The sequence below is a fragment of the Siminovitchia terrae genome (genome assembly GCF_003605405.2).
In the GTDB taxonomy this organism is placed as follows: Bacteria; Bacillota; Bacilli; order Bacillales; family Bacillaceae_C; genus Siminovitchia; species Siminovitchia terrae.
In genome coordinates this window covers 85,053-99,709 of the sequence record NZ_QYTW02000008.1, presented here as the reverse complement: position 1 = coordinate 99,709, position 14,657 = coordinate 85,053, and the positions used below count along the sequence as shown (strand labels likewise).

The 14,657-nt window shown below is 42.8% G+C and carries 13 protein-coding genes; 10 read left to right on the top strand and 3 right to left on the bottom strand.

Annotation, left to right across the window (positions count from 1 at the left end):
- Position 1: 1 nt before the first annotated feature.
- The 7 genes from D5F11_RS10415 to D5F11_RS10385 all read left to right on the top strand — a co-directional run bounded on the left by D5F11_RS10415 (position 2) and on the right by D5F11_RS10385 (position 8,134).
- Positions 2–985 carry an electron transfer flavoprotein subunit alpha/FixB family protein gene (locus D5F11_RS10415; RefSeq protein ID WP_120115858.1) on the top strand — a complete coding sequence of 328 codons (984 nt, stop codon included), beginning with the start codon at positions 2–4 and terminating at the stop codon, positions 983–985.
- Positions 986–988: 3 nt separating this feature from the next.
- On the top strand, positions 989–3,112 hold the full coding sequence (locus D5F11_RS10410; protein WP_120115859.1) for a heterodisulfide reductase-related iron-sulfur binding cluster: 2,124 nt from the start codon (positions 989–991) through the stop codon (positions 3,110–3,112).
- A 40-nt stretch (positions 3,113–3,152) separates the two neighbouring features.
- The gene (locus tag D5F11_RS10405) at positions 3,153–3,353 is read left to right on the top strand and encodes a hypothetical protein (protein ID WP_120115860.1); all 201 of its coding nucleotides are present in this window, start codon (positions 3,153–3,155) and stop codon (positions 3,351–3,353) included.
- Positions 3,331–4,641 carry an imidazolonepropionase gene (hutI, locus tag D5F11_RS10400; protein WP_120115861.1) on the top strand — a complete coding sequence of 437 codons (1,311 nt, stop codon included), beginning with the start codon at positions 3,331–3,333 and terminating at the stop codon, positions 4,639–4,641. The genes D5F11_RS10405 and hutI overlap by 23 nt, the downstream gene beginning before the upstream one ends.
- Positions 4,592–5,566, top strand: a complete 975-nt coding sequence (locus D5F11_RS10395) for an agmatinase family protein (protein WP_120115862.1) — start codon at positions 4,592–4,594, stop codon at positions 5,564–5,566. Before hutI ends, D5F11_RS10395 begins: the two co-directional genes overlap by 50 nt.
- Before the next feature lie 266 nt (positions 5,567–5,832).
- The gene (locus D5F11_RS10390) at positions 5,833–6,039 is read left to right on the top strand and encodes a hypothetical protein (RefSeq protein ID WP_126646554.1); all 207 of its coding nucleotides are present in this window, start codon (positions 5,833–5,835) and stop codon (positions 6,037–6,039) included.
- A gap of 580 nt (positions 6,040–6,619) precedes the next feature.
- Positions 6,620–8,134, top strand: a complete 1,515-nt coding sequence (locus tag D5F11_RS10385; protein ID WP_120115863.1) for a malate:quinone oxidoreductase — start codon at positions 6,620–6,622, stop codon at positions 8,132–8,134.
- 55 nt (positions 8,135–8,189) lie between these two features.
- Here D5F11_RS10385 and D5F11_RS10380 read toward each other — a convergent pair whose 3' ends face one another.
- Positions 8,190–9,623 (bottom strand): L,D-transpeptidase family protein, encoded by a 1,434-nt coding sequence (locus tag D5F11_RS10380; protein WP_425470780.1) that lies wholly within the window; start codon positions 9,621–9,623, stop codon positions 8,190–8,192.
- A 327-nt stretch (positions 9,624–9,950) separates the two neighbouring features.
- On the opposite strand from D5F11_RS10380, the gene D5F11_RS10375 reads away from it, so the two are divergent.
- The 3 genes from D5F11_RS10375 to D5F11_RS10365 all read left to right on the top strand — a co-directional run bounded on the left by D5F11_RS10375 (position 9,951) and on the right by D5F11_RS10365 (position 12,191).
- Positions 9,951–10,841, top strand: a complete 891-nt coding sequence (locus D5F11_RS10375; RefSeq protein ID WP_120115865.1) for a hypothetical protein — start codon at positions 9,951–9,953, stop codon at positions 10,839–10,841.
- A gap of 322 nt (positions 10,842–11,163) precedes the next feature.
- Positions 11,164–11,649, top strand: coding sequence for a hypothetical protein (locus tag D5F11_RS10370; RefSeq protein ID WP_120115866.1), 486 nt, complete (start codon positions 11,164–11,166; stop codon positions 11,647–11,649).
- 26 nt (positions 11,650–11,675) lie between these two features.
- The gene (locus tag D5F11_RS10365) at positions 11,676–12,191 is read left to right on the top strand and encodes a hypothetical protein (RefSeq protein WP_120115867.1); all 516 of its coding nucleotides are present in this window, start codon (positions 11,676–11,678) and stop codon (positions 12,189–12,191) included.
- A gap of 85 nt (positions 12,192–12,276) precedes the next feature.
- Here D5F11_RS10365 and D5F11_RS10360 read toward each other — a convergent pair whose 3' ends face one another.
- Entirely contained in the window at positions 12,277–12,816 is a 540-nt protein-coding gene (locus D5F11_RS10360) for an ECF transporter S component (protein WP_120115868.1), read from the bottom strand.
- Between the two features lie 299 nt (positions 12,817–13,115).
- Positions 13,116–14,645: an alkyl hydroperoxide reductase subunit F gene (gene ahpF / locus D5F11_RS10355; protein ID WP_120115869.1), complete on the bottom strand. Its 1,530-nt coding sequence runs from the start codon at positions 14,643–14,645 to the stop codon at positions 13,116–13,118.
- Positions 14,646–14,657 lie beyond the last annotated feature (12 nt).

Below are 14,657 nucleotides of genomic sequence, written 5' to 3'. Positions count from 1 at the left end.
CATGGTGGGGAAAGTTTTAGCATTTTGTGAGACCCGAAACGGGGAATTACGTCAAGTATCTTTTGAGGCAATTTCAGCAGCCAAAAAGCTGTCCAATGGTGGCGAAGTAGTCGCAGCCATACTCGGTACAAACGTATCAAACTTCATTGAAACACTTTACCACTATGGAGCCGATCGAGTGGTTACAGTGGAAAATGAAGTATTGAATCAATATACAACAGATGCTTATCAACAAGCTCTTTTACAAGTGATTGAGGCCGAGAAACCGGATGGTTTTATTATGGGCCATACTGCTATAGGCAAAGACGTTTCTCCGAGAATTGCAGCAAAGACCCAGGCAGGTCTCATATCCGATATTGTGAACATTGAATCAAATGGAGAAAAAGTGGTCTGTACACGGCCCATCTATTCAGGGAAGGCATTTGAAAAGAAAAAATTCACGGATGGATTTCAGTTCATCACGATTCGCCCCAACAACATAAAACAGTTGGAAAAGGACGAATCCAGAACAGGTACAGCTTCTTCATTGGACGTTGAAATAAAAAACATTCGTACGGTGATCAAAGAAGTCGTGCAAAAAACAGCAGGAAAAGTAGATTTATCTGAGGCAAAGATCATCGTAGCGGGTGGACGCGGGGTGAAGGGAGAAGAAGGATTTGAACTGCTTCAAAGCCTCGCGGATCTTCTTGGTGGAGCAGTAGGGGCGTCCAGAGGGGCATGTGACTCGGGTTATTGTGATTACTCATTGCAGATTGGACAGACAGGTAAGGTGGTAACACCTGATTTATATTTTGCTTTTGGAATATCCGGTGCGATCCAGCATATCGCAGGGATGTCCAACTCAAAAGTGATTGTAGCCGTAAACAAAGATCCGGAGGCACCAATATTCGATATAGCTGATTATGGTATCGTGGGTGATCTGTTTGAAGTAATCCCATTATTAAAAGAAGAGATTAAGCAAAATTTAGCAGTTGCTGGAGTTTAACAAATGGATTACCTAGTTTTACTCAACCGGTTTTTATTTTTAACCGTAACAGGATATGGGATTTACCTTTTTATTACACTGCTGAAAACTCGTTATGAATTTATTAAGCTAGGAAAAAAAGCAGAGTTTAACCATAAGCTGAAAGAACGTATCCAAGCAGTTATGGTAAATGTATTCGGTCAGAAAAAGATTTTAAAAGATAAAAAGAGCGGTATTATCCATGTCATGTTTTTTTATGGATTTCTGCTCGTTCAGTTCAGTGCTCTGGATGTTTTAATAAAAGGGCTTTCCACAGGAGCTCATCTTCCTTTTGGAGCCGCTTATCCCTACTTTACGTTCTTCCAGGAAATTGTTGTTGTCATGATTTTAATTGCCGTTGTGTGGGCCTTTTACCGGCGATATGTGGAAAGGCTCGTCCGCTTGCAGCGAGGATGGAAAGCGGGCCTTGTCCTTATTTTCATCGGTGGTTTAATGGTTTCCAAAATCGGTCTAAAAGGGATGGAAATAATTTGGCTGGATAAGCCTCTAACCGGATTTGAGCCGATTGCATCCGGCGTTGCTTACATATCGTCAGGTATCGGACCAACAACTGCATCCATTTTGTTCTTTGTATTTTGGTGGATGCATCTTTTCATATTGCTCACATTTTTGGTCTATATTCCGCAATCAAAACATTTCCATTTAATCGCAGGGCCTGTAAATGTATTTCTCGGTCGGACAAATCCAGTTGGCCAGCTTTCTTCTATTGACTTTGAAGATGAGACCCAGGAAGTGTTTGGTGTAGGGGCGATTGAAGATTTTAACCAAAAACAATTGCTCGATCTGTATGCATGTGTGGAATGCGGCCGCTGCACAAATATGTGTCCAGCAACTGGAACGGGAAAGTTGCTTTCGCCCATGGACTTAATCATTAAATTGCGGGACCACCTGATAGAGAAAGGAGCAGCTGTTACGTCGCTTTCTCCCTGGCTACCGGCTTATGCTTTCAGTCATACACAGGGGAATATGCTGGCAAAAAAATCTGCAGAAACAGGAAGTGATTCATTCTATGAAACTTCATTAATAGGTGATGTGATCACAGAAGAAGAAATTTGGGCGTGTACGACGTGCCGAAACTGCGAAGATCAATGTCCTGTGATGAACGAACATGTAGATAAAATCATCGATATGCGAAGACATCTTATCTTAATGGAGGGGAAGATGGATCCGGATGCCCAGCGAGCCATCCAAAACATCGAACGCCAGGGAAATCCGTGGGGATTAAACCGAAAGGACCGGGAAAAATGGCGCGAAGGCAGGGAGGATATTCATGCTCCGACTGTAAAAGAGCTGCAGAAATCGGGAGAAGAATTTGAGTATTTATTCTTTGTGGGCTCCATGGGTTCTTATGATCAAAGAAGCCAGAAAATTGCACAATCATTAGCGAAAATCTTGAATATAGCGGGTGTAAAATTCGCCATCATTGGCAACAAGGAAAAGAATTCGGGCGACACCCCGAGAAGGATGGGAAATGAATTCTTATTCCAAGAGCTGGCAAGGGCAAATATTGAGATGTTCCTAAAGTATGATGTCAAAAAAATCGTCACCATCGACCCGCATGCTTACAATACGTTTAAAAATGAATATCCTGAATTTGGTCTGACTGACATAGAAGTCTATCATCACACAGAACTATTATATGAGCTTTTAACGGAAGGAAAAATCACGCCCATCAGGGAAGTAAATGAAATCATCACTTTCCACGACTCCTGTTACCTTGGCAGGTATAACGACGTGTATGACCCTGCCCGCGAAGTTCTAAAGCGAATTCCTGGCGTCAAACTGGTTGAGATGGAGAGAAATCGGGAAACGGCGATGTGCTGCGGAGCAGGCGGCGGGTTGATGTGGATGGAAGAGAAGGTTGGAGAACGAATCAATGTTGTCCGTACGGAACAAGCACTGGAAACGAACCCGGGTGTGATTGGTAGTGGCTGCCCATATTGCTTAACGATGCTAAGTGATGGTGTAAAGGCAAAAGAGATGGAGGATATAGTGAAGACATTGGATGTGGCTGAGTTATTGGAACGCTCCATTGTAACAGTGGATGAAGAGATGAAAGAGAAAGAAGAAGACCTAGTACTTATTTAACTTCATTTAGCAGAAGTCTCCCACTTCTGTAGGTGGTGAGATGAATGCCTATTGGTATTCCATTCAGTGGGGGTTCAAACTCCGGCTGAATAAAGTTAAAGCCTCCGGCGGATGCCACAGATTTTCAGAGGAAATTTATCGAGCGGAGCTCGATAAAATCTGGGCGCAAATACGCCAAGGCGCATTTGATCTAAAAAAGCAGGGAAGGAGTAAGTTATATGACCAGGCCTATTTGGATTAAACATGCCTCGCAGCTCGCGACACTAGCTTTAAAAGGAAAGGGGCCGCGGGTAAAAGAGGCAATGTCGGAACTGGGATTAATTGAAGATGGGAGTCTATGGCTTGAGGACGGTGTCGTAAAGGCAGTGGGCACAACTGTAGAGCTTGAACAGCAATATGCTTCACGAGCTCAAGAAGCGGAAGTGGTAGATGCCTCGGGGCATCTTGTGACCCCGGGCCTTGTGGATCCCCACACTCACGTAGTTTACGGGGGCAGTCGTGAACGGGAATTTGAAATGCGGCTTGAAGGCTCCACATATATGGAAATTATGAACGCGGGTGGTGGGATTCATGCCACAACCCGCATGACAAGGGAAGCCTCAGAAAAAGAGTTGATTGAGCAGTCAGCAGAGCGTCTGAACTCCTTCCTTGCCCATGGGGTAACAACGGTTGAGGGGAAAAGTGGGTATGGAATGGACTTAGAGACGGAGTTAAAACAGCTTCGTGTCATGAAAAAACTGCAAAAGATCCATCCAATTGATCTTGTTCCAACATTCATGGGCGCTCATGCGGTTCCAACGGAATATAAAGGTCGCGAAGATGAATTTGTCGACGTTGTTATTGAAGAAATGCTTCCTGTCGTTGCAGAAGAGAAATTAGCAGAATTTAATGATGTATTCTGTGAAAAAGATGTGTATACTCCTGAACAGTCGGAACGGATTCTGGAAGCGGGCAAGCGTTATGGGCTGACTCCGAAAATCCACGCGGATGAAATTGAGCCATACGGCGGAGCTGAGTTGGCTGCTAAAGTCGGAGCCATCTCAGCTGAGCATTTGTTGAAAGCATCCAAAGAAGGCATTCGTGCGATGGCGAAATCTGGTACGATTGCCTGTCTTCTTCCTGCCACTGCGCTTTATTTGAGGGAGGAGGCCGCCGCTGGACGTTTTATGATTGATGAAGGTGTGGCCGTGGCGATTTCGACCGATGCCAATCCGGGTTCATCGCCGACAACATCCATGCCACTTGTTATGAATCTTGCCTGCATTTCCATGCAGATGACCCCGGCGGAAGCTTTGACAGCAGCGACATATAATGCCGCTTGTGCTATTAACCGTCAGGGACAGGTTGGATCACTGGAGGTTGGAAAGCTTGCAGATGTCGTTCTATGGGATGTGAAAAACTATCAGGAACTTCAATATTTATTTGGTGTGAATCACGTCAAGTCTGTGTGGAAAAAAGGTGTTCAGGTGGTGGTGTCTGATGGAGAAAAAGTGGTTTCAAACCCCGGAGTGGTCTTGGAACGCTCTTGAAAGCAGAAAAGAGTTTGTTCATCAATGGGTACAGCCATTAAAGGATGAGGGGGATTCACCGGATATGATCCTGTTTGGAGCCCCCCTCTCCCGGTCCTCCATTAGTGTATCGGGAGCCTCATTGTACCCAAATGAATTTCGGAAAATATGGAAAAATTTTGCAACATACAATCTTGATGAAGACATTGATTTATCGAAGTTTAATGTGGCAGATGCCGGGGATGTGGCCATGCATACGACCAATATTTTAGAATCGCACAGCCGTATTCAGGCGGCAGCAGCATATCTTTCCGAAAAATATCCTGAAAGGCCACTTTGTATTATTGGCGGAGATCACTCAATAACTGCCTGTGCTGTGCGCGGAATCAAAGATGCCAATCCGGAAGAAAAAATTGGCATCCTGCAGCTTGATACCCATTTGGACGTTCGCAATCCGGCCGATCTCGGCCCTGCAAACGGCACCCCTATTCGACAGCTCCTTGACGGTGGCATTGTCAAAGGAGACAATGTTTACAACATTGGGTTGCATGGCTATTTCAATGCGAGTCCGCTGGTCGACTATGCCAAAGAGCACAGGATTCAAATGGTGACATTAAAGAACGCCAGGAAAAAAGGTGTTCCCGTCGCAGTCAATGATGCACTAGATAGTCTATCGGAAAAAGTAGATCGGATTTACGTCACTGTGGATATGGATGTTTTGGATATCGGGCAAGCTCCGGGCGTTCCCGCCTCAACGCCAGGCGGTATGACGACGTTTGAACTGTTCGATTCGTTAATTGAAATCGGAAAGCGAGAGCAAGTGCGCTACATTGATTTTGTCTGTCTAGATCCGACAAAGGACTCGCCAGTTGCTGAAACGGTAAAAACCGGAGTGTATGCCTGGCTGCAATTTGTGACGGGGAGGGCAATGGCATTAGGAAAGTGAGCGAGCTTTATTCTCCTTTTCGGCAGAATGACGATGTGACGTGTGTATGTTTAAATTTATAAATTTTTAATAGGACCTACAATTCGTTTTGTATCAAGGATGAATTGTAGGTTTCTTTACATTGAACANGTGTGTATGTTTAAATTTATAAATTTTTAATAGGACCTACAATTCGTTTTGTATCAAGGATGAATTGTAGGTTTCTTTACATTGAACAAACATTTAACTTCATTCAGCAGAAGTCTCCCACTTCTGTAAGTGGTGAGATGAATACCTATTGGTATTCCATTCAGTGGGGGTTCAGACCCCTGCTGAATAAAGTCAAAGCCTCCTGCGGATGCCACAGATTTTCAGAGGAAATTTATCGAGCGGAGCTCGATAAAATCTGGGCGCAAATACGCCAAGGCGCATTTGATTTTAGGACAATTTTGGGCCCGCCTTTTTTAGGTCAACAACACTCTTTCAGTAGGTAGAAAACTTAATTGTTGTGATGTGTTAGTGACTTGTTTCTTTTGTTAAAAAGTAGTAAGCACAAGGTATACAGTAGGATTATCTATATATTAGCCTATCGTCTTCTTTTGGGCTCAACTAGCTAAATATGAAAGTAACGTGTTGGCTTATTTCATCCAAAGATACGTCATGACGTCATGAATGGGAATCCGAAAATCGCCAAAAAAGCATTCTTAAATGAGATACAGTCTCAATAGTGTGATAAGCCTCATCTCTTTTTACAATTGTAAGCTCAGCAAAACTGCCTAAAATAGCATGTATTTAAGCAGTGTTCACTGGAAAGAAGTAAACCAAAGCTCGAACTAGACGAAGGTCTTGGTTTTTTTGTGTTTCAATGCCTACTATGGACAAACTTCCCTCTTTTTTATTAGCTTTAAATAGGATATAATTATTATAGTACAGTAGAGGTTTTAATCGAAAAAAAGTTTAATAGACAAGGGTATGAGGTATAATTAAGATAGAAAAGGTGTGTTCCTATGGAGGCGCCTTGTTTTTTGTGACAACTACTCTTTTTAGGCAAATATAGGGATAAGGAAGGTTGTAATGGGCAAGATACATGAAAAAACAGACATTATCTTAATTGGCGCCGGAGCCATGAGTGCGACTTTGGGATCTCTGTTGAAAGAATTAGCACCAGAGTGGGAAATCAAAGTCTTTGAGAAACTCGGAAAGGCTGGAGAAGAAAGCTCCAACGAATGGAACAATGCGGGTACGGGCCATTCGGCTCTTTGTGAGCTTAATTACACGCCCCAGAAGCCGGACGGATCCGTAGACATCAGTAAAGCGATAAAGGTAAATGAACAGTTTCAGCTTTCAAGACAGTTTTGGTCTTATCTCGTTAAGAGCAATCTGATCAGCAATCCGGATGATTTCATCATGCCAATTCCCCATATGAGTTTAGTAGAAGGGGAAGAGAATGTAACGTATTTGAAAAAACGTTTTGAGGCATTGTCAAGCAATCCTTTATTCCAGGGAATGGAGTTTTCCGACGACCCGGAAAAGCTGAAGGAATGGATTCCGCTTATCATGAAAGATCGTACATCGAATGAACCAATAGCGGCCACAAAAGTCGACTCTGGTACGGATGTTAACTTTGGTGCTCTAACACGCATGCTGTTTGATCACTTAGAGGCTAAAAATGTCGAAGTCAATTATAGGCACAGTGTTGAAGATATTAAACGCACAAGCGATGGCTTGTGGGGAGTGAAAGTGCATAATATCGATAGCAATGTGTGTGAGTACCATGCTGCAAAATTCGTTTTTATCGGCGGTGGGGGCGGAAGCTTACCTTTACTGCAAAAAACTGGTATTCCTGAATCAAAACATATCGGAGGCTTTCCAGTAAGCGGACTATTTTTGGTCTGCAACAATCCAGAGGTTGTAGAAAAGCATCACGCAAAAGTTTACGGTAAAGCTAAGGTTGGTGCTCCTCCAATGTCTGTACCGCATCTTGATACTCGGTATATCGACAACAAAAAAACCTTGTTGTTTGGACCGTTTGCCGGCTTCTCACCGAAGTTCTTAAAAACAGGTTCAAACCTTGATTTGATTGGTTCTGTAAAGCCGAATAATGTTCTCACAATGTTAGCGGCAGGCGTAAAAGAGATGGCACTGACAAAATACCTTGTTCAACAGCTCATGCTATCAAACGAACAGCGCATGGAAGAATTGCGTGAGTTTATCCCAAGCGCCAAAAGCGAGGATTGGGAGGTCGTGACAGCTGGCCAGCGCGTGCAAGTCATTAAGGATACGAAGGCTGGTAAGGGTACCCTTCAATTTGGTACCGAAGTTGTCAGTGCGGCTGATGGCTCGATCGCTGCGTTACTCGGCGCTTCTCCAGGTGCTTCCACAGCGGTTCATGTTATGTTGGAAGTATTGGAAAAATGCTTCCCGCAGTATGTAAAAGAGTGGGAGTCTAAGATAAAAGAAATGATTCCTTCTTATGGCCAGTCACTAGTGGAAAATCCAGAGCTTTTCCAAGAAATTCTTACTTCTACATCGGAAACGCTCGGTCTGACTGAGAACGTATCGCTGCATAAAAGTCAAAGCGTATCATAATGAGAAAAAGACGGCTCTTGTACTTCCTATTAAGGAGTACAGGAGCCGTCCTTTTTTAATAGACAATAACCGGATCGTATGTGCTGAGATGTTCATACACGGTTTTCATCACATCCGGAGGCGTGTTAACACAGCCTGCCGAACCTTCTTTCAGATAGGCATTGCCAGCCCAGTTTTTCCGCCAATCGGCATCGTGGAATCCTTGTCCGTCATTGGTGAACGGTGCCCAGTATTTAACATCAACTGAGTAGTTAGGATTGCCTACAGCGCTGCCCCTAAGGGTGTATGGTGAGGCTTTATAGAGAATATACCAAACTCCGGGTGATGTTCCTTCATTGGTGGCCATTTTACCCGTCACTACATGCGTTGTGACAATCAATTTTCCATTCTTATAAATCCATATACGTTGGTCCGCAATGGATACTTCAGCGTATGTATCGCCGATACCGTTGTTTGCTGTTGTTTCATAGCCAATAGCATCATAGTCCCATCCATTTCCATAAATATTGGAAGCAGAAGTGGATTCCTTCCCTTTTTCAAAAGCCTTCTCGAGCATTGCCGTTTCTTTCTCAGCATCTATTGCCCAGCCATAACCCTGGCCTCTAACCGAGATGACTTTGCCTGAATGGGTCTTGAATTTAAAATCCTTGTTTAAGGTTGATTGAGACTTATTAATTTCGTCTACTTTTTTCTGAATGTCACTTTCAGTGATCGAAACCTTCCCGGCATTTGAAATGGAGGCTTTTTTAACCAATTCATTCGCTTGTAGGGTGTACACTTTGTCCTGTACCTTATAATCGATTGATCGCTGTATGAAATCCTGCATCTTTTTCTCATTTTCTTTTATAATTGGGTCATCCGATTTAATGGGCTGTATGAAAACAGGCTCTAAATGGACATCGCTGGTGTACACTTGTTTATCATAATCTTTTAATAAGGCATCGATGTCATATTGCTTTCCATCCTTACTTTCGGAGATGACAATTTTGCCTTGTTCCCATTTCACTTGAGCATCTACGGGTGCTTTTAAGCTCTTATTCATGAATTGGAGTTCTTTTTTTAGTTGTTTTTTTAGTGTCTCTGTTCGGAAGTGATCGGTTTTTTCAGGTGCTAATGCATAATCTTTTTCCTTCTTGGAAGGAAGAAACGTCCACTGCTTTTTCATTAGTTTCTTAACTTTAGGCAGGTCCTTATCTGTAAAAGCCATCTGTGTATCTTTTTTATCTAAAATCAATTGTTTTCCTATATAAACCCTGTTGGTCAACTTGGATGTTTTTAATTTATCCATCACCTGATCAGCAGTCAGCCCACCAACCTTGATGCCATTAATTGTAATGTTTGAATTGAATCGGGTTGCTTGATAATAGCTCATTCCTGCTAATATGAGAGCGATAATGATGATCGCTCCAATGATAATAAAATTACGTTTTGAAGGCTTTTTTGATTGGCCGCTCCTTTCTGTTTGAATAGGTTCATTGACAGAACTCATAAACATTTCCCCCCGTTACTGTGCGCCCCAGCATCTTATTACATTTTTCATAGCTGGTTATATTACAAATCTATTACAATTATACTACAATATGTTTGCTGAGGAATTTGTCACATTTTGTAATGTGTGAAATTTTTAAAAACAATTAGTACAGTTCTATGTATGGGGTTATCCATTTATTCCTTATCTGCAAAGGCAGAAGGAGAGGCAATGTTGAAAAACGAGCATGGACTATAGGAAAAGAAGAAAAGACGAAAGCATAAGAAATATATGGAGTTGAACTGTTGTAAAGGAATGGAAAACAAAACTTACTAGGAGGAGGTCAATATGAACCATCTTGGAAAGTATTCGGAAATGCCGCCGACATTTAATAAGTTAAAGAGTTTAGAGGCGGTTCTTGAAACAGAAGGCTTTTCTTTAGATAGGGATTTAGGTCTTATTTTGCAGTCCGATTATTGTGCTTATGATATTACGCCCTATGACGTGATTACATTTGCAAGTACAGGCAGTGATGGGATCCATTTCGGCTTGTTAACTGATTTTGGAACAGTATCTGATTTAGAGGATGCCTTTGTTGTATGTATTAGTCCAATGGATTTTGGTTCACAAATAAAGATTGTTGCCAGGAATATAAGGGAGTTTGTTGGCATGCTTTGTACGATGGGAGATGCCGGAGTTATCTCTAACTTTAACATGATTACAGAAGAGGAGCAGTATTTAAGCCTGCTTAACAAACTAAAACAAGAAGAAAATGAAAATGAGGAATATGTAAAAAGAGCTAACTATGTAGTAGACAAGATCATATCTACTATCGGCTGTGAAATTATTGAGGATGTATATCATTATGTGGAAAGAAAAGTGATGACAGAAAGAACTAAACAAACCATTTTACTAACTCTTAACGGTATAGGAATCATAGGCTCAGAAAAAGCACATAGCAGCCATACGATCTATCAGCTGGAAGAGGATATGCATATTGACTTAAATGAAATACAATCTTTTTTAAATCATGCAACTACAGAAAGCAAGCTGGCTTTCATACGAGATGCCCAATATACATTATTGATTTCAAATGAGGTAGAGCTGAAAGAATTAGTCATGAATCTAATGATTAATCTAGGTTTAAACGATGAGGTGGCTCGGTTAAGGAATATCGACGAGAGTGACTCTCTTGAAAGTGAGAGTTTTTCTACGAGTGCTTTTTTGGAATTAGACTAGGGTATTAATGTTCTTGTGGTAGTGTACGGTGAGCCGCACCATAAGTAACGGTATGAAGATGCTATTGATTGCGGTTTTTCCTGTTTAACTTCAACCCCGGCTGAATAAAGTTAAAGCCTCCGGCGTATGCCACAGATTTTTAGAGGAAATTTATCGAGCGGAGCTCGATAAAATCTGGGCGCAAATACGCCAAGGCGCATTTGATATTGTCTCTTTTTCTCGAATCAGATTTCCTTGGGATTTTTCGAAATGAATCATAAGGACAGAGTAGGCCCGAATATTTTATTCTGGGGGAAGTTCGGTAAAAAGGGGGTATTTTAAAATGGGGAGGAATCAGTGGGATGGGTATCTTGATGCCATAGATGCTGCCTTAGATATGGGAATGGCAGCAAAGGAAGTGGTTTGCTCCATTACGACTGGTTTTCGCCAGGTTCCTTCGTTGCGGAATGCACCGGGGCTGAATCCGTATCATGCTACTGTGGCTGATATTGGCTACGGCTTTGATGCAGTCAGAGGGACGATCGAAAGGCTTCGCAATGGCGAAATGATCCCGCTCGGAAAAGAAATGCTTGTTTTTGACCTGGATACATTGCGGATTAGCGAAAAACAAATGAGCCCTAATTTTGAGCTAGTAGCAAAGGAAGCGACACCGGACACCTATTATTTAATCGAGCAAAGTCGGCTTTTAAACCGGCAAATAGCTCAAAAAATTGATGAGGCCAATAAGTACGGAAAGGCTCTTTTGGGAACGGAATGGAATGAGATTCTGAAACGCATCCAAAAAGTTCAGGCTATTCCGCGCCTTTAACAGATTACTTAAAGGGAGAGAAGGGAATGCCAGATCAATCTTCCTTTCAAATGAGTGTAGAGGAAAAACATCATTTATTGGAGTGGTGGGAGGCGACTGAGCAAGGAACGACAGTGGTGAAGCGCTTAGTTTCTTATATTACGGAACTGAGGTTGAATCCTGAATCAAGTCACGCGGATGGGATGATTTTGTTTTATCGTGCTGCGTCAGAGGTTTCCTATGGCTACGCTGGGATGAGGGGTTGTATCCGCCGTGCTTTCACACCTGAATATTCTGAGTTTCTCCGGAATAATATTGTCAGGTGCCACAGTTTTGCGCGAAAATTTTCTGTTGATACGAAGGTGCTTCTGGAACGAGTCGCCAAACAGATCAAAGGGGCAAACGCGCTGCAAATTGTAGAGAGAATCCGGGAAACCCTTCGTGAAAATGACGCGGCTTTAACAGACATTGAGAACAAAGCGGATGCATTTTTTGGCAAGGAAACGTTTCAAAAATTGCAAACCAGCCTTAAGCAATCCATTACCTTGCCTCCTTCCCAATAAGGGTTGACTAGTATAATAGAGCCTAATTATGTTTGTGAAAAAATCAGCTATAAACCGTGTAAGGTTATAGCTGATTTTATATTCATTATTTAAAAGCAGGTATTTTCTTCAACACAATACATACGGGAATAGCGACACCGATACCGATAACACTTTGGACGATGTCCCCGGGAATGGAAGTTAAAGGTACAATCCAGTTGCCATATATGATGCTTTCCCAAAGATAATAGCCGGCAATCATAGGAGGTACCGAAAGGATGATTCCCAATAGGTTGTATGCAATGCTGTTTCCATTTCGGCCTCTAGACCAGGCAATTTTTCCAACGATATAGCCCTGTAATGCGCGTGTTAAAAAGGTGATAGGCGCCCACAAAGCCCAACCGGATACCAAGTCAAACAATCCCATGCCGACAGCTCCTGCAAATGCGCCTTTTTTAGGGCCGAATACAATGGCTGCGACGAAGAGCATGGCTGAGCCAAGGTGAACCAGACCACCATTTATCGAAATAGGAAGTTTTATATTTAAGAGCATGGTAGCCACGAAGACGAGTGCTGTTAACATGGCTGTCAGAATGAGATCAAAAGTTTTGGATCTGGAGCTTGAATAGCTCGCGGTTCTTTCCATCTTACAGACCTTCTTTCTTTGCTATTTAATAGGCAACAGGATGTTGTCTGTCTCTTTGTATTTACTGATAATTTAGCAAATCGTTGATCTCTTTGAAAGTGTCACTTTTGCAAAAAATGTAGGGGTCAGTTTGTGTTTGATGATAAGAAATATAGAAAGAGAAAATCACTACCCAGCCCTGAGCGAGCGGATAGTGATTTTTTAAAGGAGAATCTATATTAAATAAGCTTGGCGTACTTAGTAGGTTGTTTTTTATGACTCGGAGGGACTTCCGCTGGTACGCAGCATAAAATTATCGTTTAATTCCGGACGAGGTAATCAAATGCACCCAATGCAGCAGTAGCACCTGATCCCATCGAAATGATGATTTGCTTATAGGCACTGTCAGTACAGTCACCTGCTGCAAATACACCAGGAATGCTTGTGGCACCTTTTTTGTCTACTACAATTTCACCCATTCTTGAACGTTCAATTGTATCGTCCAGCCAATCAGTGTTTGGTACAAGGCCAATTTGAACAAACACGCCTTGTAAATCTATACGATGTTCTTCTCCGGTTTCGCGATTAATATAGGTAATGCCATCGACTTTATCTGTACCAGTAATTTCCTTAGTTTGGGCATTTTTGATCACTGTCACATTTGGAAGACTGTAAAGGCGGTCTTGTAAGACAGAGTCGGCCTTCAATTCTGGAGCAAACTCAAGAACTGTTACGTGCTTCACAATACCAGCAAGATCAATGGCCGCTTCAATACCAGAGTTGCCTCCACCAATAACAGCTACGTCTTTTCCTTCAAACAATGGGCCGTCACAGTGAGGACAGTAGGCAACACCTTTGTTTTTGAACTCTGCTTCGCCTGGAACGCCTACATTACGCCAGCGGGCGCCTGTTGAAAGGACCACGGTTTTACTTTTAAGAACAGCTCCGTTTTCCAGTTCAACTTCAATAAAATCTTTCTTCTGTAAGCCTTTTGCGTGCTGTGAGCTCATAATATCCACATCATATTCTTTCACATGCTCTTCCAGGCTTGCCGCAAGCTTAGGGCCTTCTGTATGTTTCACACTGATAAAGTTCTCAATGCCGACGGTATCCAAGATCTGACCGCCGAAGCGTTCAGCCACAATACCTGTCCGAATGCCTTTGCGTGCAGCATAGACCGCTGCGCTGGCGCCGGCAGGACCGCCGCCAACCACAAGAACATCAAACGGTTCTTTAGCGGAAAGCTCGGAAGGATCTACTGTGCTGCCCAACTTTGCAAGGATATCTTCAAGTGACATACGGCCGCCGCCAAACGACTCGCCATTCAAGAAAACAGTTGGCACGGCCATGATGCCCTTGCTTTCCATTTCCTCTTTAAAAGCTGCGCCATCAATCATCGTATGACTGATGCCAGGATGGAGAACGCTCATCACGTTCAATGCTTGGACAACATCAGGACAGTTGTTGCAGCTAAGGCTCACGTATGTTTCAAAGTGATACTCGCCTTGGAGGCTCTTCACTTGGTCGATAACGTTCTGTTCGACCTTTGGAGCTCGTCCGCTCACCTGAAGCAACGCCAGAACGAAAGAAGTAAATTCATGCCCGAGGGGGATACCGGCGAAAGTGATTCCGGTATCTTCCCCCATACGGTTGACACTGAAGCTGGGCGTTCTTTCCAAGGTTGCTTTCTCTACTTTTATTTTGGATGACATAGCTGTAAGCTCGTCCATCAAAGACAGCATGTCCTTTGATACATCATCAGTTCCTGCACTGACTTTTAACAGTACGTCGCCTTCCATTAATTGTAGATATTGTCTAAGTTGTTCCTTAATGTCTGCATCCAGTATCATTTATAGCACTCC

Excerpts from the sequence above, each read along its gene's own strand:
- D5F11_RS10370 (WP_120115866.1), top strand. The coding sequence starts at position 11,164 with ATGGGGAGGAATCAGTGGGATGGGTATCTTGATGCCATAGATGCTGCC.
- D5F11_RS10395 (WP_120115862.1), top strand. The coding sequence starts at position 4,592 with ATGGAGAAAAAGTGGTTTCAAACCCCGGAGTGGTCTTGGAACGCTCTT.
- D5F11_RS10390 (WP_126646554.1), top strand. The coding sequence starts at position 5,833 with ATGAATACCTATTGGTATTCCATTCAGTGGGGGTTCAGACCCCTGCTG.
- ahpF (WP_120115869.1), bottom strand. The coding sequence starts at position 14,645 with ATGATACTGGATGCAGACATTAAGGAACAACTTAGACAATATCTACAA.
- D5F11_RS10360 (WP_120115868.1), bottom strand. The coding sequence starts at position 12,816 with ATGGAAAGAACCGCGAGCTATTCAAGCTCCAGATCCAAAACTTTTGAT.
- hutI (WP_120115861.1), top strand. The coding sequence starts at position 3,331 with ATGACCAGGCCTATTTGGATTAAACATGCCTCGCAGCTCGCGACACTA.
- D5F11_RS10405 (WP_120115860.1), top strand. The coding sequence starts at position 3,153 with ATGAATGCCTATTGGTATTCCATTCAGTGGGGGTTCAAACTCCGGCTG.
- D5F11_RS10385 (WP_120115863.1), top strand. The coding sequence starts at position 6,620 with ATGGGCAAGATACATGAAAAAACAGACATTATCTTAATTGGCGCCGGA.
- D5F11_RS10375 (WP_120115865.1), top strand. The coding sequence starts at position 9,951 with ATGAACCATCTTGGAAAGTATTCGGAAATGCCGCCGACATTTAATAAG.
- D5F11_RS10380 (WP_425470780.1), bottom strand. The coding sequence starts at position 9,623 with ATGAGTTCTGTCAATGAACCTATTCAAACAGAAAGGAGCGGCCAATCA.
- D5F11_RS10410 (WP_120115859.1), top strand. The coding sequence starts at position 989 with ATGGATTACCTAGTTTTACTCAACCGGTTTTTATTTTTAACCGTAACA.
- D5F11_RS10415 (WP_120115858.1), top strand. The coding sequence starts at position 2 with ATGGTGGGGAAAGTTTTAGCATTTTGTGAGACCCGAAACGGGGAATTA.
- D5F11_RS10365 (WP_120115867.1), top strand. The coding sequence starts at position 11,676 with ATGCCAGATCAATCTTCCTTTCAAATGAGTGTAGAGGAAAAACATCAT.